Origin of the sequence: Diaphorobacter sp. MNS-0 (assembly GCF_019602835.1) — a bacterium.
Taxonomy (GTDB): Bacteria; Pseudomonadota; Gammaproteobacteria; order Burkholderiales; family Burkholderiaceae_C; genus Diaphorobacter; species Diaphorobacter nitroreducens.
In genome coordinates, this window is sequence record NZ_CP080761.1 from 741,873 (window position 1) to 762,381 (window position 20,509).

The following is a 20,509-nucleotide window of genomic DNA, read 5'->3' on the forward strand; positions in this document are numbered from 1 at the left end:
CCGCGGCGCAGGCCGCGCGGGCGGACGCCATGGAACTGGCTTTGCCAGGCCACGGGCGTCGTCCCCCCCGGGGGAGTAGGCGCGAAGCGACTCAGGGGGGGCATCTCAATACCGCCCCACGATGGTGGACAGCCGCAGCACGGGCAGCGCGGCCTCGAAGACCTGCGCGTCCACACGGCGGAACTGTGGATTGGGCGTGGGCGAAACCGTCACCGCCACGTCGTAGCGCCGACCCGCCTGTTCGCAGGCCACGCGCGTGTCGCCGATGGACGGCATCTGCGACGACAGGCGCACCCGGCTCAGTTCGTTCTCGGCGCACAGGTGGGCCAGCACCACGTCGGTCTGGCGCGTGGCGTTGCGCGTGAGGGCGGAGGTGGCCTGCAGCCCTGCCATGAGGGCGATGGCGACGATGCCCAGTGCCACCAGCACCTCCACCAGCGTGAAGCCGCGCGCCGCGCCGCGCCGGCGCCGCGCCCCCGTGCCCGTTCGCGCGCGGTGGCTCATGGCAGCGCCTGCACGGCAAACGGGCGCAGCCCGTCGGTGGCCACGCGCACCGCGCGGTCGGGGTGCGCGCCGCTCACGATCACCACTTGTTGCGGGCCGATGAGGGGTTCCGGCCCCAGCCACAGTTCCGCAGGGCCCTGCACGCCGGTGGCGCTGTCCAGCCAGCGGTTGGGCAATGTGTCGGGCGGCACGCCCTCGAAGCGAAAGCCCTGGGCATCGGCACGCCAGCGCACCGCCGCGCCGGAGGCGCGCGATTGCGCGCGCGCCGACTCCAGCAGCGCTGCCAGCCGCTCGCCTTCGCGCTGCAGTTGGGTGGCGCCGCTGTCGCGCAGTGCCAGGCCCACGCCGGCGGTCGCCAGGGCGATGATGGAAATGACCACCAGCAATTCAAGGATCGTAAAACCCCGCTGGGCGACGGCTGCGCAGCTTTGCCTGTCTCGCCTGCTGCGCAAGGGACGGGGGGAGAAGCCGGCGCGGCGTAGTGGCGCGGCAGGCCGAGGCCCCTGCGCGGCGTCCGCTGGGCTGGCGTGTACCCGTGTCATGCGTGGGATGGCGCCGGCGCCGGGCCCTGCGGCTTACTGCCAGCTGCCGATGTCGGCATCCTTGCCCTCGCCGCCGGACTGGCCATCGGCGCCGAAGGACATCACGTCCACCTCACCCTTGATGCCCGGGCTCAGGTACTGGTAAGGGCGGCCCCAGGGGTCGTTGGGCAGCTTCTCCAGGTAGGGGCGCCAGTTGTTCGGCACCGGGCCGGCGACCGGTTTGGCGATCAGCGCCTGCAGGCCCTGTTCGGCTGTGGGATAGCGCTGGTTGTCCAGGCGATAGAGCTTGAGCGCCTGCATGATGTTGGTGACGTCGGTGCGCGCGGCCGTGCTGCGGGCGTCGTCGGCGCGGTCCAGCACGTTGGGCACGATCAGCGCGGCCAGCACGCCGATGATGACCAGCACCACCATGAGCTCGATCAGGGTGAAGCCCGCGGACAGGCGACGGCGGGCGCGGTGCGCGAGGGAGGAGGGGCTGGGCTGCATCTCGAAGCGGCGACTCGGAATGGACATATCCGGTCAATCATAATCGTGCAATGGTGACAAACACATACGGCCGCTGGGCCCCGCGCCTGGCCACGCTGCTGCTCTGGGCGCTGGCGGGCGCGACCGCTGTCTATTGGGGGTTGAAGCTGTCCGCAAGCCCGGCCGGCACGGCACCGGCTGCCGCGGCGCCCGAGCCGGTGGTGACCGACACGCAGGCGCTCGCGCGCCTGCTCGGGGCCAGCCCGGTGCTGGCGGCCAACGAGGCGGCACCCTCTGCAGCCAGCCGCTTCGTGCTCATGGGCGTGCTGGCCGGCACGGCCAGCGGCGGCGGCGCCGCGCTGATCGCGGTGGACGGCAAGCCGGCTAAGCCCTACCGCGTGGGCGCGAATGTGGAGCCGGGGCTGGTGCTGCAGTCCCTGGGCAAGGGCGCCGCGCGGCTGGGGGCGTCGATGGACGGCGCCACGACGCTGGCGCTGGAGATGCCGCGCAAGCGGCCCTGACCCGGCGGGGATCCCGCGCCGGCGGGGCCTGCATATCCGACGGGAGCGCCCATAACCTAACCGCGCGCCGGTGCTGCCTGCGGTCGGCCCTTCAGTGGCAGAAGTACCGTGGTCCAGGCGCCGTAGCCCGGAGCCGATTGCGGCCATTCATGGGACAGCGGCATGCGTGCGGCGCCGTGCGTCAGCAGCCAGTGCACGCAGCGGGCCACCCCGGCATGCGTGATCCAGACCACATCGCCACCGCCGGCGTGCGCCTGGGCCGTGGCCTCGTCCAGCGCGGCGGACACGCGCGTGAGCATGGCCGCCAGGGGCTCGCCGCCGCCGGGCGCATGGTGGCCGAAGCGCGTGGTCCAGGCGTCGATGTCCGCACGGGCGATGTCGTTCCACGCGCGGCCCTCCCACTGGCCGAAGTCCATCTCGGTGATGCGGGGCTCAGCCTTTGAAGCCAAATCGGCCCGCAGGGCAAGCAGGTCCTGCGCAAGCAGCTCGCATCTTTGTAGCGGAGAGTGGTGCAGGGCGGCCAGACGGGGTGGCAGCGCCTGCGCCAGCAGGCGTGCGCTCTCGCGGCTATGGCGCACGTTGGCGGCAACGTCCAGGCGGCCGTAGCACAAGCCGGGCGCCACCTCGGGGCGCGCATGGCGCACCAGCCACAGGCGCGGCGCGCTCATGCCGCCCGTTGCGCCAGCGCGATGGCCGCGCCCAGATAGAAGCCGATCTCGCCCACCTGCTGCGTGGCGCCTAGGCAGTCGCCGGTAAAGCCCTGCAGTCGACGCGCAAAGCGCCACAGCATCCAGGCCGCACCGGCGGCGCTGGCCAGCAGGCTTGCTATCAATACCGAAGCGCCCAGCGCTTGATATACAAGCGCTAGCGCCGGAAAACACCACAAGGCCGCGGCCGCCAGCGCGCGTACGGAGATCTGGTCCGCCAGCGGCTTGCTCTTGGACGTGGCCGTGTCGCCCACATGCGGCAGCGCGCGCACGATGACGAGCGGCCACAGGCGCGACAGCACATGCGCCCCGGCCAATGCCGCCAGCGCGCTGGACAAGCCGAGGTGGCCGAGCTGCGCCAGCAGGGCCACCTTGGCCAGCAGCGCCAGCACCAGCGCCATGGCCCCGAAGGCGCCGATGCGGGAATCCTTCATGATCTCCAGCGCGCGCTCGGGCTGGTAGGCGCCGCCCAGTCCGTCGGCCACGTCGGCCAGGCCGTCCTCGTGGAAGCCCCCGGTCACCAGCACCGTGGCGATGGTGCAGCCCACCGCCGCCGCCAGCGGTGCAAAGCCCGCGCCGCCCAGCCCCAGCCACAGTGCCGCATAGCTGCCCATCGCCACGGCGGCCACCAGCCAGCCCACACCGGGGAAATGTGCGCTGCTGGCGCGCAGCATCGCAGGGCTGTAGCCCACCCACGTGGCCAGCCGGCCCGTGACGGGGATGCGCGTGAAGAACTGCACGGCCAGCAGATAGTGGCGCAGAGCCTGCATGAACACTATTAAATCAATAGCTGCTAGCGCTTGATGGGCGGGCGCTAGAGGCCAAAATGGCTTGCATCATGCACCGTTGGCCTGCAGGAACAGGCGGTAGGCCGGGTTCTGCGTTTCCTCGACATAGGGGTAGCCCAGCGTCTGCAGGAAGGCATCGAACTGCGCTGCGTCGTCGGCCGGCACCTGCATGCCCACGAGGATGCGCCCATAGTCCGCGCCCTGGTTGCGGTAGTGGAACAGCGAGATGTTCCAGGTGGGCTGCATCAGGCTCAGGAACTTGAACAGCGCGCCGGGGCGCTCGGGGAAGGTGAAGCGCATCAGCCGCTCGTCGCGCGCCAGCGCCGAATGGCCGCCGACGAGGTGGCGCAGGTGCTCCTTGGCCAGCTCGTCGTGCGTGAGGTCCAGCGCCTCGAATCCATGCTTGTGGAAGTTGCGCGCGATCTTCTCGGACTCGCCGTGGCCCGTGGTGGACAGGCCCACGAACACATGGGCGCGCCGCTCGTGGCTGATGCGGTAGTTGAACTCGGTCACGTTGCGCGGTCCGCCGGGCAGGGCCCCCACCACCTCGCAAAAGCGCTTGAAGCTGCCGCGCTCCTCGGGGATGGTGACGGCGAACAGGGCTTCGCGTTCCTCGCCCACCTCGGCGCGCTCGGCCACGAAGCGCAGCCGGTCGAAGTTCATGTTGGCGCCGCACAGGATGGCGGCGTAGGTTTCGCCCTTGGTCTTGTGCTTGGCCACGTACTGCTTGATGGCGGCCACGGCCAGGGCGCCCGCGGGCTCCACGATGCTGCGTGTGTCCACGAAGATGTCCTTGATCGCGGCGCAGACGGCATCGGTGTCGACGATCACGTAGTCGTCCACCAGGTTCTGCGCGACGCGGAAGGTTTCCTCGCCCACCAGTTTCACGGCCGTGCCGTCGGAGAACAGGCCCACGTCCGGCAGCGTGACGCGCTGATGCGCCTTGACCGATTGCGCCATGGCGTCCGAGTCGTTCATCTGCACGCCGATGACCTTGATGCCAGGGCACACGGCCTTGATGTAGTTGGACACGCCAGCGATCAGCCCCCCCCCGCCGATGGCGACGAACACGGCATCCAGCTTGCCGCCCAGCTGCTGCACCTGCCGCAGGATCTCCATGGCGATCGTGCCCTGGCCGGCGATCACGTCCGGGTCGTCGAAGGGGTGCACGAAGGTCAGGCCTTCTTCCTTTTGCAGCTGCGCGGCGTGCTCGTAGGCGTCGGAATAGCTCTCGCCGCTCAGCACCACTTCGCCGCCCAGCGTCTTCACCGCGTCGATCTTGAGCTGCGGCGTGGTGGTGGGCATCACGATCACGGCGCGCGTGCCCAGCTTGCTGGCGCTCATCGCCACGCCCTGCGCGTGGTTGCCGGCCGAGGCGCAGATCACGCCGCGCGCCAGCTGCTCGGGCGAGAGCTGCGCCATCTTGTTGTAGGCGCCGCGCAGCTTGAAGCTGAAGACGGGCTGCTGGTCCTCGCGCTTGAGCAGCACCTTGTTGTGCAGCCGCCGCGACAGGGCGCGGGCGGGCTGCAGGTCGGACTCCACCGCCACGTCATAGACACGCGCGGTGAGGATCTTTGTCAGGTAATCGAACGGGGTGAGAGGCTGGGTCATGGTGCAAACCGGCGGGCGGCGCTGCGGTGTGGACGGGGCGTCCAGGGCGCGCTCAGCCGGGCGCACATCATAGGACGGCGCGCCCGCAGGGTTAGGGACGGCTCACGCAGGGCAAAAAAAAGCCCCAAGCGGTAAAGCCTGGGGCTGAATCCATCCTTTGAGGAGATGGAGGAGACAATCGGTGCGAACCCCGCTGTGCGAACAGTGCGAAGCGGGTAACGCATGGGCGCATTGTAGCGCTGCGGTTGTTGCGTTGCAGCAAAATCGCACCTGCGTTCATCATTTGCTACAGATTCACCCTGATTTTTTGGAGAAAAACAACATGGAATGCACCGTCAGCTGGACCGGCAACGCCGGCACGCGCTCCGGCATGGGCTTTGTTGCGGAGACCGGCAGCGGCCATGTGCTGGCCATGGACGGGGCGCCCGACGCCGACCGTCCCGAGAACGGCGGCCAGAACCTGGCCCCGCGTCCCATGGAGACCGTGCTGGCCGGCACGGGCGGCTGCACGGCCTACGACGTGGTGCTGATCCTCAAGCGCGGCCGGCACGATGTGCGCGGCTGTAGCGTGAAGCTCACCTCCGAGCGGGCGCAGGTCGATCCCAAGGTGTTCACCAAGATTCACATGCAGTTCACGGTGACCGGGCGCGGCATTCCGCCGGCGGCCGTGGAGCGTGCCATCGCCATGAGCCATGAGAAATACTGCTCGGCCAGCATCATGCTGGGCAAGACCGCGCTGATCACGACGGGCTTTGAGATCGTCGAGGCCTGAGGCGCGGCGGGACGTACTAGATGTGATGTGCAGTCGTCGTCATGACCTTGGCGGCGGCTTTCATCAGCCAACGCGCCGGGGGCGGTAGAGGAAGTGCGCCCGCCGCCTGCGCCTGGGCCGCGTGGCGTTCCTCATCCCGCTGCATGCGGTCGACGATGGCGCGCGAGGGCAGGTCCGCCTCCGGCAGGCGGCGCAGGTGCCCTTGCAGATGGGCGGATACCTGCCGCTCCGTCTCCACCACGAAACCCAGACTGGCCTGGTCGCTGACCCGGGCCGCCACCAGGCCGATGGCGAAGGCGCCAGCGAACCACAAGGGGTTGAGGAGACTGGGCCGGCTCCCCAGGGCGTCGAGCCGCTCGCGGGTCCAGGCCAGGTGGTCGGTCTCCTCGCGCGCCGCGGCCAGGAGATCGCTGCGCAGCTGGGGGTCGCGGGTTACGCACGACTGCGCCATGTATAAGCCCTGGGCACACACCTCCCCGACATGGTTGACGCGCATCAACGCGCTGGAGAGACGCCTTTGCTCGACGGAGAGGTCCACCGCAGGCAGGGAGCGTGCCGGTGAGGGTTCTCCCGCTCTCGGACGAGCGAACAAGGTTCGCAGGGCACTATCTGCGGCAACGAGGAGTGTGTCCATGGGTAACAAAAACGTTGTTTACGCGCACGTAATGGCGCAGGTAACGCAAAAAACCGTACGGTAAGTGCTTACTCGGAGCAACAATAAGACGGTTTTGCTGCCGTTTTGGCCATGTTGCGGTACAGCAACGAAAACCCGCTTTTGGCCCGATTCTGAGGGATTTCCTTTGCGAAACCTGGCGGGCTCTGTTGCAATAGGGCCAACTTCCCCACCAGGAGGTTGGCCCGGGGAACCGGCGGGGCTGTGCGTGAGCCGCACATCCAAGTCCTCTACGATCCGGGGCCCTCTGTTTAACCTTGGAGTAACTCGCAATGAAAAAATCCCTGATTGCACTGGCAGTGCTGGCTGCTTCCGGCGCCGCAATGGCCCAATCCTCCGTGACGCTGTTCGGTATCGTTGACACCGCTTTCGGCTACGTGGACAACGCTAACGCCGCTGGCGACAGCGTGTATGGTCTGAGCACCAGCGGCAACGCAACGAGCCGTCTGGGCTTCCGCGGCGTGGAAGACCTGGGTGGCGGTCTGAAGGCTGGCTTCTGGCTGGAAGGCGAAATCTTCGGCGACGACGGCAATAGCAAAGGTTTCGACTTCAAGCGCCGTTCCACGGTCAGCCTGGCTGGTGGTTTCGGTGAAGTGCGCCTGGGCCGTGACCTGACCCCTGGCTACTCCAAGTTCATCTCCTACGACCTGTTCGGCCAGGCCGGTATCGGCCAATTCATGGGCTGGAGCAACTGGTACGGCACGAGCGGCGATGCCAACGGCATCCGTTCGAGCAACATGATCAGCTACTACACCCCCAACTTCAGCGGCTTCACCGCTGGCCTGGGCTATGGCTTTGACGAGCAAACCTCTGGCAAGGCCGGCCGCTACGTCGGTGGCTACGTTGCCTACGAAAACGGCCCCCTGGGCGTGGCTGTGTCGTACGACCAGCGCAACCTGGCTGCCGGCGTGGACCGCAACGCTCTGACTGTGGCTGGTTCTTACAACCTGAACGTTGTGAAGCTGAACGCCATCATCCAGCAGACCAAGGATGACGTGCCCGGCGCTTCCGACCGCAAGGTCAACGCCTACGCTCTGGGTGCTTCCGCTCCCGTGGGCGCTGGCGAAGTCAAGCTGCAGTACGCTCTGTACGACCAGAAGGCCATCGACTCCAAGGCTCACCAGATCAGCCTGGGTTATGTCCACAACCTGTCCAAGCGTACGGCTCTGTACGGCACCGTGGCTTACCTGAAGAACAAGGACGCTTCCAACCTGGCTCTGCCCACCAAGGGTCTGACAGTTGACGGCCCCGGCGCTGGCGAGAACCAGACTGGCGTGCAACTGGGTATTCGCCACTCCTTCTAATCTCGGGCTGGCGTGAGGCCAGCTTGGATAAAGAAGACAAAACCGCTGCCTTCGGGCAGCGGTTTTTTTTCGTCTGCGGTTTGGTGTCTCTTGTGCGACGATTTTTCGGGTTAACCCCTGTGGCTGTAAAGCGATGGACTCTTGCCCCTGCCCGGCGGGTTTTCAACAATGAAGCCTCCTCGCTTCCTGCCAAGAACACGATTTGGCCGCAGGGCCCCTGGTGGAGGAGAAGTCGAGTGTTGTGAAGCGAGTGGCGCACGTCCAGTGAGCGAGTTCATCAAGGCGTGGCTGCGAATCGTGAGCCGGTTATCAATCCAAGAGGAGTCTGTCGTATGCAAAAGAAAATTGTGGCTGCCCTGGCGCTGTGCGGCGCGGGCGTGGCAATGGCCCAGTCCGCCGGTACCAGCAAGGTGGAGCTGTGGGGTATCGTGGATGCCGCCGTGCGCCACACCAACAACGAAGGTGCCGGCAAGGATGGCCTGACGAAGATGATCGGTGGCGGCATGTCGCAAAGCCGCTGGGGTATCAATGTGGAGGAGGACCTGGGTGGCGGGTCCAAGGCCCTGGTGGTGCTGGAAAACCGTCTCAATGCCGATGACGGCAGTGTTTCCACCCCCTTCTTCCAACTGTCCTATCTGGGTCTGCAAGGCCCTTATGGCCGCCTGACTGCCGGACGTCAGTGGAACGTCCTGTTCGACGTGGTGACCAGCACCTACGCTTCGTTCCCGTACTCCCCCTACATGGAAGCCTACAAGCCTGAGTTGGGAATGGCCATGGGCGCGCGTACCAGCAACATGCTGAAGTACACCTTCGCAACGCCGGACCGCAGCTTCGTAGGCTCGCTGCAATATTCGTTTGACGAGAACAACGACACCAAGGCATTGGAAGCTGGCCTGCCTGCCTCGGCGGCGCAAGTGCCTGCCTACGTTGCAGGCACCCTGGGTGGTGGCGCCTGGAAGACGGCTGGCGGCTACCTGCGCTACTCCGCGAGCGGGTTTGCCGTCGGCGGCGGCTACATGCGCACGACGCTGCCAGGCGGCACCGACGTAGACGCCTGGACTCTGGGCGGTTCGTACCGCACGGGTCCGTGGTACTTCAACACGGGCTATGGCCTGAACAAGGCGAAATACGCTACGGTGACCAACCCGATCCAGGGTTTCCGTAACCTCGTAGACGGAGCGATCCTGGGGCAATTCTGGGCCGGCCAGACCAATGGCGGCTTCCTGCCGGGCGACGCCAACAAGCGCCAGCTGTTCAAGGTGGGCGTGGGCTATCAGTTGACGCCTCAGCTCAACCTGGGCGCGCACTACTTCCGCGGTAAGCAGTCGGGCTCGGCCACGGGTGCTTCCAACGGCAACGCCAACTTCTACGTGGCCGTGGCGGACTATGCCTTCAGCAAGCGCACCGATGCCTACTTCGGCGTGGACCACACCAGCATCAGCGGCGGCAGCGCGCTCGCGCTGGATGCGGCGAGCGGCGCACGCAGCCGTACCGGCATCACCGTGGGTGTCCGCCATCGCTTCTAAGGCACATTGAGTGGGGAGGGGAAGGGTCCTTGTGGGCCCGCCCCGATTTCAAACAACCTCCTTCGGGAGGTTGTTTTTTTCCCGAAGTACGGTTCTTGCCCCGCCGAGCGTAGATACGCAGTCCGGGCATTGGTTTTGCATCAGCACTGCGGATGAATGGCGGCGCATCTGCGATGCACCATTTCAGGGATTTCCCTTTGCCAGTGGCCACGGCCACGCTGCCATAGTCGCTCCTTTCTATAAAAGAGGATTCCCATGCGAATCAATGCCTTGATCCTTTCTCTTGCGGCGGCCTGCGTGGCAGCCGTGGCTCCAGCGGCGCATGCCAAGACCTTCAAGTGGGCCAGCCAGGGCGAAATCGCCACCTGGGATATCCACTCCCAAAACAATGCGCTGCAAAACGCCATCCATTCGTATGTGTACGAGAGCCTGGTGTACTACAACAGCCGTACCTTCGAGGTCGAGCCCATGCTGGCGACGGCGTGGCGCGAGGTCAGCCCCACACAAGTGCGTTTCACGCTGCGCCAGGGCGTGAAGTTCCACGATGGTTCCGCCTTCACCGCCGATGACGCCGTGTACTCGCTGCAGCGCGCCATGTCCAAGACATCGAACTACACGCCGTATGTGCAAGGCATCGACAAGGTGGTGAAGGTGGATGCGCAGACCATCGACATCTTCCTCAAGTCGCCCAACCCCGTGCTGCTGCGGCAGATGACCGAGTTGCGCATGATGAGCAAGGCCTGGGCCGAGAAGAACCGATCGGTGGAGCCGAAGGACATCAAGGGCACCGATGAGAACTTCGCCCATCGCAACGCCATGGGCACGGGCCCCTACACGCTGGAGACATGGCAGCCCGACGTGAAGATGGTCTTCAAGCGCAATCCGAACTGGTGGGGCCAGATGGAAGGCAATGTGACCGAGATCGTCTACACCCCCATCAAGTCGGCCGCCACGCGCATTGCCGCCCTTCTGTCGGGTGAGGTGGACCTGGTGCTGGACCCCTCGCCGCAGGATCTGCCCCGCCTGCGCTCGTCGGGCACCATCAAGGTGGTGGACGGGCTGGAGAACCGTACCATCTTCCTGGGCATGGACCAGTTCCGGGATGAACTCGTGGGCTCCAACATCAAAGGCAAGAACCCCTTGAAGGACCTGCGCGTGCGCAAGGCGCTGTACCAGTCCATCGACGCCAATGCCCTCACGCGCAACATCCTGCGCGGCCTGGGCAAGCCGACCGGTACCCTGGTGGCGCCGCAGGTCGCAGGCTGGTCGGAGGCCGTGGGCAAGCGCATGCCCTACGACGTCGAGGCCGCGAAGAAGCTGCTGGCCGAGGCCGGCTATGCCGACGGCTTCGAGGTGGACTTCGCCTGCCCCAACAACCGCTACATCAACGACGAGGCCATCTGCCAGGCGGTCACCGCCATGTGGGCGCGCATCGGTGTGAAAGCCAAGCTGCGTACGCTGCCGCTGGTGACCTACTTCCCCATGATCCAGCGCAGCGAAGCCAGCATCTACATGCTGGGTTGGGGCGTGCCGACTTTTGACGCGCTGTACAGCCTGCAATCGCTGGTGCGCAGCGTGGGCACTGGTGGCGATGGCAACTACAACGTGGGCCGCTACCGCAATGAGCGCATGGACTACCTGGTGGACCGCATTAAGGCCGAGACGGACGCTCCGGTGCGCGCGCGCATGCTGACCGAGGCGCTGCAGCTCTCCAACGACACGGTCTCGCATCTGCCGCTGTACGACCAGGTCATCCCCTGGGCCATGAAGAAGAATGTGGAGCTGGTGCATCGCGCCGACAACCGCATCGACATGCGCACCGTCAAGGTCCAGTGAGCGGCCGTGCCATAAAGTATCGCCTGCGTGCGGAAAGCCCCCGCGCAGGCGAACCACGGCCAGGCTAAGCACCCGGCCGCTGCGGGGACGAGCCTTGGCTGCGCCCCGATGCCTGCTAGCATGGCCCGACATCTTGCAATAGCCCGAGAATGCTTGCCTTCATACTGCGCCGACTTATCCAGGCCGTGATCGTCATGGTCGCCGTGGCCTTCATCTCGTTCATGCTGTTCCAGTTCGTGGGCGACCCCGTGGTTTTCCTACTGGGGCAGGACGCCACGCCCGAGCAGATCACCGAGATGCGTGCTGCCCTGGGGTTGGACCAGCCATTCATCGTGCAGTTCTGGCACTTCCTGGTGAATGCGGCGCAGGGCGAATTCGGGCTCTCCCTGCGCCAGGGGGCCAAGGTCTCGCGGCTGATCGCCGAGCGCTTCCCGGCCACGCTGGAGCTGGCGCTGGTGGCCGCCTTCATCGCCCTCGCGGTGGGCATGCCCATGGGGGTGTATGCGGCGCTCAAGCGCGGCACCGTCACCAGCCAGGTGTTCATGACGCTGTCGTTGCTGGGCGTGTCGCTGCCCACATTCCTGATCGGCATCCTGCTGATCCTGGTGTTCTCGGTCACGCTCGGGTGGTTCCCGAGCTTTGGGCGCGGTGATGTCACGCAACTGGGCTGGTGGAGCACGGGTTTGCTCACGGCCAAGGGTTGGCACCACATCACGCTGCCGGCCATCACGCTCGCCATCTTCCAGCTCACGCTGATCATGCGCCTGGTGCGCGCCGAGATGCTGGAAGTGCTGCGCACCGACTACATCAAGTTCGCCCGTGCGCGTGGCCTGACCGACCGCGCCATCCACTTTGGCCATGCGCTCAAGAACACGCTGGTGCCGGTGATGACCATCACCGGCCTGCAACTGGGCGGCCTGATTGCGTTTGCCATCATCACCGAGACGGTGTTCCAGTGGCCCGGCATGGGCCTGCTGTTCATCCAGGCCGTGACCTTTGCCGACATTCCCGTGATGGCCGCTTACCTCTGCCTGATCGCGCTGATCTTCGTGGTCATCAACCTGGTGGTGGACCTGCTGTACTTCGCCGTGGACCCGCGCCTGCGCGTGGGCGGCAAGGCGGGAGGGCACTGACATGCAGGCCGTGCAGCAGCGCTTGAAGGCAGGCGGACGCGCTTTCGCGCACATCGCGCAGTACCACCCGGAGCTCACCGCATTCCGCCGCGACCTGCATGCCCACCCCGAGCTGGGCTTTGAAGAGGTCTACACCAGCGCCCGTGTGCGCGAGGCGCTGCGGCACGCTGGCGTGGACGAGGTGCACGAAGGCATCGGCCGTACCGGCGTGGTGGGCATCATCCACGGCCAGGGCCGCAGCAGCGGCAGCATGATCGGTCTGCGGGCCGACATGGACGCGCTGCCCATGGCCGAGCACAACGATTTCGCCTGGAAGTCCTGCAAGAGCGGCCTGATGCATGGCTGCGGCCATGATGGGCACACGGCCATGCTCGTGGGTGCAGCGCGCTACCTGGCGGCCACGCGCCATTTCGACGGCACGGCGGTGCTGATCTTCCAGCCCGGCGAGGAAGGCCTGGGCGGTGCGCGCGTGATGATCGAGGACGGGCTCTTCGAGCGCTTTCCCGTGCAGTCGGTGTACGCCATGCACAACTGGCCGGCCATGCGGCCCGGCACCGTGGGTATCAACAGCGGCGCCATGATGGCTGCGGCCGACCGCGTCACGATCGAAGTGACTGGGCGCGGCGGCCACGGTGCGCATGCGTACCAGACGGTGGACGTGGTGCTGGTGGCCGCGCACATCGTCACCGCCGTGCAGGGGATCGTCTCGCGCAACGTGCGGCCGCTGGAGAGTGCAGTCATCAGCCTGTGCGCGGTGCAGGCGGGCGACCTGGGCGCGTTCAGCGTGCTGCCGGGCACGGCCACGCTGGTGGGTACGGTGCGCACGTTCGACCCCGCCGTGCAGGAGATGGTGGAGCGCCGCATCAAGGAGCTGTGCAACGCCATCGCGCTGGGCTTTGGCGCTACCGCCACCGTTCGCTACGAGCGCATCTACCCTGCCACCATCAACACCGAGAGCGATGCGCGCTTCGCAGGCGACGTGGCTGCGTCGCTGGTGGGCGAAGAAAACGTGGACCGCGACCTGGAGCCGAGCATGGGCGCGGAGGACTTTTCCTTCATGCTGCAGGCCCGGCCCGGCGCCTACCTGCGCCTGGGGCAGGGCATGGGCGCTGGCAACAGCACCTTGCACAACAGCCGCTACGACTTCAATGACGACGTGCTGCCCCTGGGCGCGGCCCTGCATGCCGGCCTGGTCGAGCAGGCCATGCCCCTGGGGCAAGCGCAGTGAGACCGCACGGTACAGCAGCATGATGCGGAGCACGGTCTTGATGCGAAATATGGCGCTGGCGCTTGTACTGCAAGCGCTGGCAGCTATATTTTTGGTAGCTAATGCGCAAACCATCCGTGTGGCCAACCAGGGCGATGCGCTGTCGATGGACCCACATGCGCTCAATGAATCGCTGCAGCTCAGCCTGACCGGCAATGTGTACGAGCCTCTGGTGGGACGCAACAAGGATCTGAGCCTGGTGCCTGCGCTGGCGCTGGCCTGGCGTGCGACCACCCCCACCGTGTGGCGCTTCGAGTTGCGCCGCGGCGTGTCCTTTCACGACGGTGCGCTTTTCACGGCCGACGATGCGGTGTTTTCGCTGCGGCGCGCGCAGTCCGACGGCTCGGACATGCGCAGTTACCTGAGCGGCGTGCGCGAGGTGCGCAAGCTGGACGCGCACACCATCGAGATCGAAACCCGCGAGCCCACGCCGCTGCTGCCGGCCCTGCTGTCGCACGTCTACCTGATGAACCAGCGCTGGAGCGAGGCGCAGGGTCTCGCGCAGGTAGGCGACGCGCGCGGGGCCGCGGGGCAGGCCGCCGCGCTGCGCGCCAATGGCACGGGGCCGTTCCGCCTGGCCGAGCGTCGCCCGCAGCAGCGCACCGTGTTCGAGCGCAACACGCGCTACTGGGGCACCATCGAGAGCAACGCACGCCAGATCGTCTTCCTGCCCATTCCGGACAACGAGGCGCGCGTGGCCGCGCTGCTGGCCGGCCGCGTGGACGTGATGGAGCCCGTGCCCGTGCAGGACATCGAGCGCGTGAGCGCCGCCGGACTGGTGCGCGTGGTCACGGGGCCCGAGTTGCGCACGCTGTTCCTGGGCATGGACCAGCACAGCGACGAGCTGCCGTACGCCAGCGTGCGCGGCGCCAACCCCTTCAAGGACCGGCGCGTGCGCCAGGCTTTCTACCAGGCCATCGACATTGATGCGCTCATCAAGAACGTGATGCGCGGCGCCGCCACGCCCGCCGCGCTCATCGTGGGACCGGGCGTCAATGGCTTTCAGTCCGACGTCAAGCGGCTGCCGCACGACGTGGCGGCCGCGCGCGCGCTCATGGCGCAGGCCGGCTATGGCGAGGGCTTCGCGCTCACGCTGGACTGCCCCAGCGACCGCTATGTGAACGACGCGGCGCTGTGCACCGCCATCGCTGCACAGCTGGCGACCCTGCAGGTGCGCGTGACGGTGCGCGCGGAGCCCAAGGCGCAGTACTACCCGCGCATCCTGCGACGCGACGCGGGCTTCTACCTGATGGGCTGGACGCCCTCCACCTACGACGCACACGGTGCGCTGAACGCGCTGGCGGCCTGCCCGCGCGGCGAAGGCGCGGGCCACTTCAACCTGGGGGGCTATTGCAACCCGCGGCTGGACGCGCTGCTGCTGCAGGTCCAGACGCAGACCGACAAGACCCGGCGCGATGTGCTGCTGCGCGAGGCTTTGCTGCTGCAGGCCGCCGACATTGCCTACATCCCGCTGCACCAGCAGGCCCTGGCCTGGGGCGTGTCCAAGAAGATCCGCCTGGTGCAGATGGCCGACAACACCATGCCTTTCAAGTGGATGGGCGTGGGCCCCTGACCGTACGACCTTGCCGCCTTCCCCTTTTTTGCCTGACCCTTCGCTCATGAAACAAACGCTCTTGCGCTGGTACGACAGCGACGTGGCCCACAGCTTTCGCACCTCGCCCGTGGCCATCATCGCGGCGCTGATTGCCGCCGTGTGCGTGTTCTGCTCCATCTTTGCCGGCTGGGTGGCGCCACACAACCCGTTCGACCTGAGCACGCTGGAGCTGTCGGACGCGCGCTTGCCGCCCGTGTGGCAGGCCGAAGGCACCTGGAAGTACGCCCTGGGCACCGATGACCAGGGCCGCGACATCCTTTCGGCGCTGATCTACGGCGCGCGCATCTCGCTGGTGGTGGGCCTGGCCTCCGTGGCGCTGTCGGTCGTCGTGGGCGTGGCGCTGGGGTTGGTGGCGGGCTTTCGCGGCGGATGGGTGGATGGCGTGCTCATGCGCCTGTGCGACGTGATGCTGTCGTTTCCCGCCATCCTGATCGCGCTGCTGATTGCCGGCGTGGGGCGTGCGGTGTTCCCCAACGCGCCCGATTCGCTGGCCTTCGGCGTGCTGATCCTGTCGATCTCGCTCACGGGCTGGGTGCAGTACGCGCGCACCGTGCGCGGCTCCACGCTGGTGGAGCGCAACAAGGAATACGTGCAGGCCGCGCGCGTCACCGGCGTGTCGCCGCTGCGCATCATGCGCAAGCATGTGCTGCCCAATGTGCTGGGGCCGGTCATGGTGCTGGCCACCATCCAGGTGGCCACGGCCATCATTACCGAAGCCACGCTGTCCTTCCTGGGAGTGGGCGCGCCGCCTACTTCGCCCTCGCTGGGCACGCTGATCCGCATCGGCAACGACTACCTGTTCTCCGGCGAGTGGTGGATCACTGTCTTCCCCGGCGTGATGCTGGTGCTGATCGCGCTGTCCGTGAACCTGCTGGGCGACTGGCTGCGCGATGCACTCAACCCGCGCCTGCGCTGAAATGGAACACCTCCTGAGTCGCTTTGCGCCTTCTCCCCGCTCTCGCATGGCTGCGCCATGCGGGCAGGGGGGCGCAGCCCTCGCTGCGGCGCGGCCGGCCCGGACCCTTGCTCGGCTGCCCTCGTTATGGGGGCGCCCGTTTCATGCGATGCGGGCGGCGCGCACCGCACTGGATAACTGATATGTCACTTCTCGAAGTCCACAACCTCGTCGTCGAATTCCCTGGCCGCCGCGGCACGCTGCGCGCGCTGGACAACGTGTCGTTCTCCATCGCGCCGGGCGAAATCCTGGGTGTGGTGGGCGAGTCCGGCGCGGGCAAGTCGCTCACGGGCGCGTCCATCATCGGTCTGCTGGAGCCGCCGGGGCGCGTGGCCTCGGGCCAGATCGTGCTGCAGGGCCAGCGCATCGACAACCTGCCGCACGAGCAGATGCGCCACATCCGCGGGCGCAAGATCGGCGCGATCTTCCAGGACCCGCTGACTTCGCTCAACCCGCTGTACACCGTGGGCCAGCAACTGGTGGAGACCATCCTCACCCACCTGCCCATGAGCGCCGCGCAGGCGCGCCAGCGGGCCATCGACCTGCTCAAGGACACCGGCATTCCCGCGGCCGAGCAGCGCATCGACCACTACCCGCACCAGTTCTCGGGCGGCATGCGCCAGCGCGTGGTGATTGCCCTGGCGCTGGCGGCCGAGCCGCAGCTCATCGTGGCGGACGAGCCCACCACGGCGCTGGACGTGTCCATCCAGGCGCAGATCATCCAGTTGCTCAAGAGCATCTGCAAGACGCGCGGCGCGGCCGTGATGCTGATCACCCACGACATGGGCGTGATCGCCGAGACCTGCGACCGCGTGGCCGTGATGTACGCCGGCCGCGTGGCCGAAATCGGCCCCGTGCACGAGGTCATCAACCAGCCCGCCCACCCCTACACCGCCGGCCTCATGGCGTCCATTCCCGACATGGAGCAGGACCGCGAGCGCCTCAACCAGATCGACGGAGCCATGCCCCGCCTGAACGCCATTCCCGAGGGCTGCGCCTTCAACCCGCGCTGCCCGCGCGCCTTCGACCGCTGCCGCCAGGCGCGCCCCGACCTCATGCCCGCCGGCGCTACGCAGGCCGCATGCTGGCTGCACGACGTGACGAGCGAGGTGGCCGCATGAGCTCCACGACGACCACCACCGCACCGCTGGTGCAGGCGCATGACCTCGCCAAGACGTTCGACGTCTCCGCGCCCTGGCTCAACCGCGTCATCGAGCGCAAGCCGCGCGCGCTGCTGCATGCGGTGGACGGCGTGGGATTCACGATCGAGCGCGGCAAGACGCTGGCCCTGGTGGGCGAGTCCGGCTGCGGCAAGAGCACCGTGGCGCGCCTGCTGGTGGGGCTGTACGAGCCCACGCGCGGCGGCCTCACCTTCGACGGGCAGGACGCGCACGCCGCTTTCAAGGGCAAGGATGCGCGCGCCATGCGCCGGCGCATCCAGATGATCTTCCAGGACCCCTATGCCAGCCTGAACCCCCGATGGCTGGTGGAGGACATCATCGGCGAGCCCCTGCGCGAGCATGGTCTCATCACCGACGCTGCACAGCTCAAGAAGCGCGTGGGCGAACTGCTGCAGTCCGTGGGCCTGTCGCCGCTGGACATGGCCAAGTACCCGCACCAGTTCTCGGGCGGGCAGCGCCAGCGCATCTCGATTGCGCGTGCCCTGGCCACCGAGCCCGAGTTCCTGGTGTGCGACGAACCCACCAGCGCGCTGGACGTGTCCGTGCAGGCGCAGGTGCTCAACATCATGAAGGACCTGCAGCGCCAGCGGCAGCTCACCTACCTGTTCATCAGCCACAACCTGGCCGTGGTGCGCCACGTGAGCGACCAGGTGGGCGTGATGTACCTGGGCCGGCTGGTGGAGCTGGCCGACAAGAAGGTGCTGTTCGAGAACCCGCGCCACCCTTACACGCGCATGTTGCTGGACGCCATCCCCAAGATGCACGACACCGGCCGCGCGCGCACGCCCGTGCAAGGGGAGGTGCCCAACCCGCTCAACCCGCCGCCGGGCTGCGCGTTCAACCCACGCTGCCCCTACGCCAACGACCGCTGCCGCACCGAGCGCCCCCAGCTCATTGATGACGGCGGCACGCGCGTGGCCTGCCACGGCGTGCAGGAAAAACGCATCCCGTTGGTGGAGTTGGCGGTATGAGGGTTCGATAGAAAAACGGCCCTAACGCTTGTGCAGCAAGCGGTAAATGCTCTTTTTATGTGAGCAAAGAGGCTGCGCGCGCCCTGTTCTACGGGCGCGCGTGTGGGGCTTTCACGGCGCTGTCATCCTTGCTTCCCACCATCTCCACTCTGTAACGATTCAACAGGGAGCGAGAACATGGGTTCGTGGATGCAATGGGCCAACAAGCCCTACGGGCGGCGGGTGCGGATGGGCGCGGTGGCGCTGGCGGCGTGTGGCGTGCTGGCGGCATGCGGTGGCAACGATGACGACGAGGCCCAGCCGCTGGAGCTGACCGTCCTGCACATCAACGACCACCACTCCACGCTGGACGCCAAGTCCAAGACGCTGAAGCTGTCCACGGGCGGCGCCGCGCCTGTGGACGTGGCCGTCGAAGCCGGTGGCTTTGCGCGCGTCACCGCGGCCTTCGACAGCCTGGCCAAGGCCGCGGGCGCCAACGTGCTCAAGCTGCATGCGGGCGACGCGCTCACCGGCACGCTGTACTTCAACCGCGCAGGCGCGGACGGCGAGGCCGATGCCGCGCTGATGAACACCGTGTGCTTCGACGCCTTCACGCTGGGCAACCACGAGTTCGACAAGGGTGACGCGGGCCTCAAGGGATTCCTGGACCTGCTCAAGAAGGGGTCCTGCAAGACGGCGGTGCTCAGCGCCAACGTGAAGTTCGGTGCCGGCTCGGCGCTCAACGCCACCAAGGCACCCGGTTACGTGCAGCCTTCCACCGTGGTGGAGCGCAGCGGCCAGAAGATCGGCATCGTCGGCCTGACGATTGCGGGCAAGACCAAGGCCTCGTCCAGCCCCGACGCGGACACCACGTTCGAGGACGAAGTCACGGCGGCGCAGCGTGAGATCGACAAGCTGCGTGCCCAGAGCATCAACAAGATCATCGTCATGAGCCACGTGGGCTATGGCTACGACAAGGAAATCGCCGCCAAGCTCAGCGGCGTGGACGTGATCGTGGGCGGCGATTCGCACACGCTGCTGGGCCCCGACGCGCTCAAGACCACGGGCGTGGGCACGCCCAGTGGCGCCTATCCCACGCGCGTGACCGACAAGGACGGCAAGAACGTCTGCGTGGTGCAGGCCTGGGAATACGCGCAGGTGGTGGGCGAGCTGAAGGTGCGTTTTGACGGCAAGGGCGAGGTCACGCAGTGCAGCGGCACGCCGCATGTGCTGATCGGTAGCGACTTCACCATCAACAAATTGCCCCCGACCGATGCCGAAAAGAAGGCCATCGATGCCGACGTGGCGGCCAAGGGCTTTCTGCGCGTGACGCAGCCAGCCGCCGCCGCCACCACGGCGCTGCAGCCGTTCAAGGACCGCGTGGCCGTCTTCAACAAGACCAACGTGGCGGTGGTGCCGAAGGAGTTGTGCTTCCGCCGCGTGCCGGGCAATCCCGGCTCGGGCGGCTCCAGCCCCACATGCAACGCCGAAGGCAGCGTGCATCTGCGCGGTGGCGACATCCAGCAGCTGGTGGCGCAGGCCTACGTGGACGAGGGCAATGCCAAGTACGGCGGCGCCGACATCTCGCTGCAAAGCGGCGGCGGTGTGCGCATTGCGCTGGACGGCACGGTGACAGCAGCGCAGGTGATCCAGGTGCTGCCCTTCGGCAACATGCTGTTCCGTCTGGACGTGACCGGTGCAGAGGTCAAATCCATGCTCGAAGACGGCCTGGAGGCCGTGTTCAAGGCGGGCGGATCGACCGGGCCCTATCCCTATACCGGCGGCCTGCGCTTCGACGTGAACGCCTCGGCCGCCTTCGGCCAGCGCGCCTCCGGTCTCGAAGTGCGCAACGCCGCCACCGGCACCTGGGGGCCGATCGATCCGGCCAAGACCTACAGGCTCTTCGTGTTGAGCTTCAACGCCACGGGCGGCGACGGCTACAAGACGCTGGCGGCCGTGCCCGCGGCGCGGCGCCTGGACATCGGCGTGCTGGATGCCGATGTCTTCTTCAGCTACATCGACAAGCAGCCGCGCGACGCCGCCACCGGCCTGCCCGTGCTGAACCGGCTGCCGCACGAGCTCTACAGCACCAAGAGCTTCGCGGGGCAGTGACGGGACCCGTGAAGTGAACGGCGGGAATGCGCGGGCATACTGACGCT

General features: G+C 67.0%; 19 protein-coding genes. 12 read left to right on the plus strand and 7 right to left on the minus strand.

Going from position 1 to position 20,509, the window contains the following annotated elements; translation table 11 throughout:
- Positions 1-105: 105 nt before the first annotated feature.
- Genes gspI through gspG form a run of 3 tightly spaced genes read right to left on the minus strand, consistent with a single transcriptional unit; the run spans position 106 to position 1,532 of the window.
- The gene (gene gspI, locus K2L43_RS03585) at positions 106-504 is read right to left on the minus strand and encodes a type II secretion system minor pseudopilin GspI (protein ID WP_220638524.1); all 399 of its coding nucleotides are present in this window, start codon (positions 502-504) and stop codon (positions 106-108) included.
- The gene (locus tag K2L43_RS03590; RefSeq protein WP_047349129.1) at positions 501-1,046 is read right to left on the minus strand and encodes a prepilin-type N-terminal cleavage/methylation domain-containing protein; all 546 of its coding nucleotides are present in this window, start codon (positions 1,044-1,046) and stop codon (positions 501-503) included. Before K2L43_RS03590 ends, gspI begins: the two co-directional genes overlap by 4 nt.
- 33 nt (positions 1,047-1,079) lie before the next feature.
- Positions 1,080-1,532 carry a type II secretion system major pseudopilin GspG gene (gene gspG, locus K2L43_RS03595; protein ID WP_220638965.1) on the minus strand — a complete coding sequence of 151 codons (453 nt, stop codon included), beginning with the start codon at positions 1,530-1,532 and terminating at the stop codon, positions 1,080-1,082.
- A gap of 50 nt (positions 1,533-1,582) precedes the next feature.
- Between gspG and K2L43_RS03600 the strand changes: the two genes are divergently transcribed.
- Positions 1,583-2,032 carry a type II secretion system protein N gene (locus K2L43_RS03600; protein WP_103738126.1) on the plus strand — a complete coding sequence of 150 codons (450 nt, stop codon included), beginning with the start codon at positions 1,583-1,585 and terminating at the stop codon, positions 2,030-2,032.
- A 56-nt stretch (positions 2,033-2,088) separates the two neighbouring features.
- Here the strand turns inward: K2L43_RS03600 and K2L43_RS03605 are convergent, their stop codons facing one another.
- From K2L43_RS03605 to ilvA, 3 genes are all read right to left on the minus strand, one after another.
- Positions 2,089-2,700, minus strand: a complete 612-nt coding sequence (locus tag K2L43_RS03605) for a histidine phosphatase family protein (protein ID WP_220638525.1) — start codon at positions 2,698-2,700, stop codon at positions 2,089-2,091.
- Positions 2,697-3,509 (minus strand): adenosylcobinamide-GDP ribazoletransferase, encoded by an 813-nt coding sequence (locus tag K2L43_RS03610; RefSeq protein WP_220638526.1) that lies wholly within the window; start codon positions 3,507-3,509, stop codon positions 2,697-2,699. The genes K2L43_RS03605 and K2L43_RS03610 overlap by 4 nt, the downstream gene beginning before the upstream one ends.
- 66 nt (positions 3,510-3,575) lie before the next feature.
- Positions 3,576-5,138, minus strand: coding sequence for a threonine ammonia-lyase, biosynthetic (gene ilvA / locus K2L43_RS03615; protein WP_220638527.1), 1,563 nt, complete (start codon positions 5,136-5,138; stop codon positions 3,576-3,578).
- Positions 5,139-5,460: 322 nt separating this feature from the next.
- Here ilvA and K2L43_RS03620 point away from each other — a divergent pair, with 322 nt between their 5' ends.
- Positions 5,461-5,910 carry an OsmC family protein gene (locus K2L43_RS03620; protein ID WP_220638528.1) on the plus strand — a complete coding sequence of 150 codons (450 nt, stop codon included), beginning with the start codon at positions 5,461-5,463 and terminating at the stop codon, positions 5,908-5,910.
- A gap of 16 nt (positions 5,911-5,926) precedes the next feature.
- On the opposite strand, the gene coq7 is transcribed toward K2L43_RS03620, so the two are convergent.
- Positions 5,927-6,544: a 2-polyprenyl-3-methyl-6-methoxy-1,4-benzoquinone monooxygenase gene (coq7, locus tag K2L43_RS03625; protein WP_011804133.1), complete on the minus strand. Its 618-nt coding sequence runs from the start codon at positions 6,542-6,544 to the stop codon at positions 5,927-5,929.
- Between the two features lie 311 nt (positions 6,545-6,855).
- On the opposite strand from coq7, the gene K2L43_RS03630 reads away from it, so the two are divergent.
- The 10 genes from K2L43_RS03630 to K2L43_RS03675 all read left to right on the plus strand — a co-directional run bounded on the left by K2L43_RS03630 (position 6,856) and on the right by K2L43_RS03675 (position 20,462).
- Positions 6,856-7,887: a porin gene (locus K2L43_RS03630; RefSeq protein ID WP_220638529.1), complete on the plus strand. Its 1,032-nt coding sequence runs from the start codon at positions 6,856-6,858 to the stop codon at positions 7,885-7,887.
- Between the two features lie 332 nt (positions 7,888-8,219).
- Positions 8,220-9,413 carry a porin gene (locus K2L43_RS03635; RefSeq protein ID WP_220638530.1) on the plus strand — a complete coding sequence of 398 codons (1,194 nt, stop codon included), beginning with the start codon at positions 8,220-8,222 and terminating at the stop codon, positions 9,411-9,413.
- Positions 9,414-9,668: 255 nt separating this feature from the next.
- Positions 9,669-11,249 (plus strand): ABC transporter substrate-binding protein, encoded by a 1,581-nt coding sequence (locus K2L43_RS03640; protein ID WP_123675000.1) that lies wholly within the window; start codon positions 9,669-9,671, stop codon positions 11,247-11,249.
- Positions 11,250-11,398: 149 nt separating this feature from the next.
- Positions 11,399-12,382 carry an ABC transporter permease gene (locus K2L43_RS03645; RefSeq protein WP_011804137.1) on the plus strand — a complete coding sequence of 328 codons (984 nt, stop codon included), beginning with the start codon at positions 11,399-11,401 and terminating at the stop codon, positions 12,380-12,382.
- Position 12,383: 1 nt separating this feature from the next.
- Positions 12,384-13,610 (plus strand): M20 aminoacylase family protein, encoded by a 1,227-nt coding sequence (locus K2L43_RS03650; protein ID WP_088887584.1) that lies wholly within the window; start codon positions 12,384-12,386, stop codon positions 13,608-13,610.
- Positions 13,611-13,650: 40 nt separating this feature from the next.
- Positions 13,651-15,222, plus strand: a complete 1,572-nt coding sequence (locus K2L43_RS03655; protein WP_220638966.1) for an ABC transporter substrate-binding protein — start codon at positions 13,651-13,653, stop codon at positions 15,220-15,222.
- Between the two features lie 46 nt (positions 15,223-15,268).
- Positions 15,269-16,180 carry an ABC transporter permease gene (locus K2L43_RS03660; RefSeq protein WP_011804140.1) on the plus strand — a complete coding sequence of 304 codons (912 nt, stop codon included), beginning with the start codon at positions 15,269-15,271 and terminating at the stop codon, positions 16,178-16,180.
- Positions 16,181-16,362: 182 nt separating this feature from the next.
- Positions 16,363-17,340, plus strand: a complete 978-nt coding sequence (locus K2L43_RS03665) for an ABC transporter ATP-binding protein (RefSeq protein WP_012655671.1) — start codon at positions 16,363-16,365, stop codon at positions 17,338-17,340.
- Positions 17,337-18,371: an ABC transporter ATP-binding protein gene (locus K2L43_RS03670; protein WP_011804142.1), complete on the plus strand. Its 1,035-nt coding sequence runs from the start codon at positions 17,337-17,339 to the stop codon at positions 18,369-18,371. Before K2L43_RS03665 ends, K2L43_RS03670 begins: the two co-directional genes overlap by 4 nt.
- Positions 18,372-18,548: 177 nt before the next feature.
- Positions 18,549-20,462 carry a bifunctional UDP-sugar hydrolase/5'-nucleotidase gene (locus K2L43_RS03675; RefSeq protein WP_011804143.1) on the plus strand — a complete coding sequence of 638 codons (1,914 nt, stop codon included), beginning with the start codon at positions 18,549-18,551 and terminating at the stop codon, positions 20,460-20,462.
- Positions 20,463-20,509 lie beyond the last annotated feature (47 nt).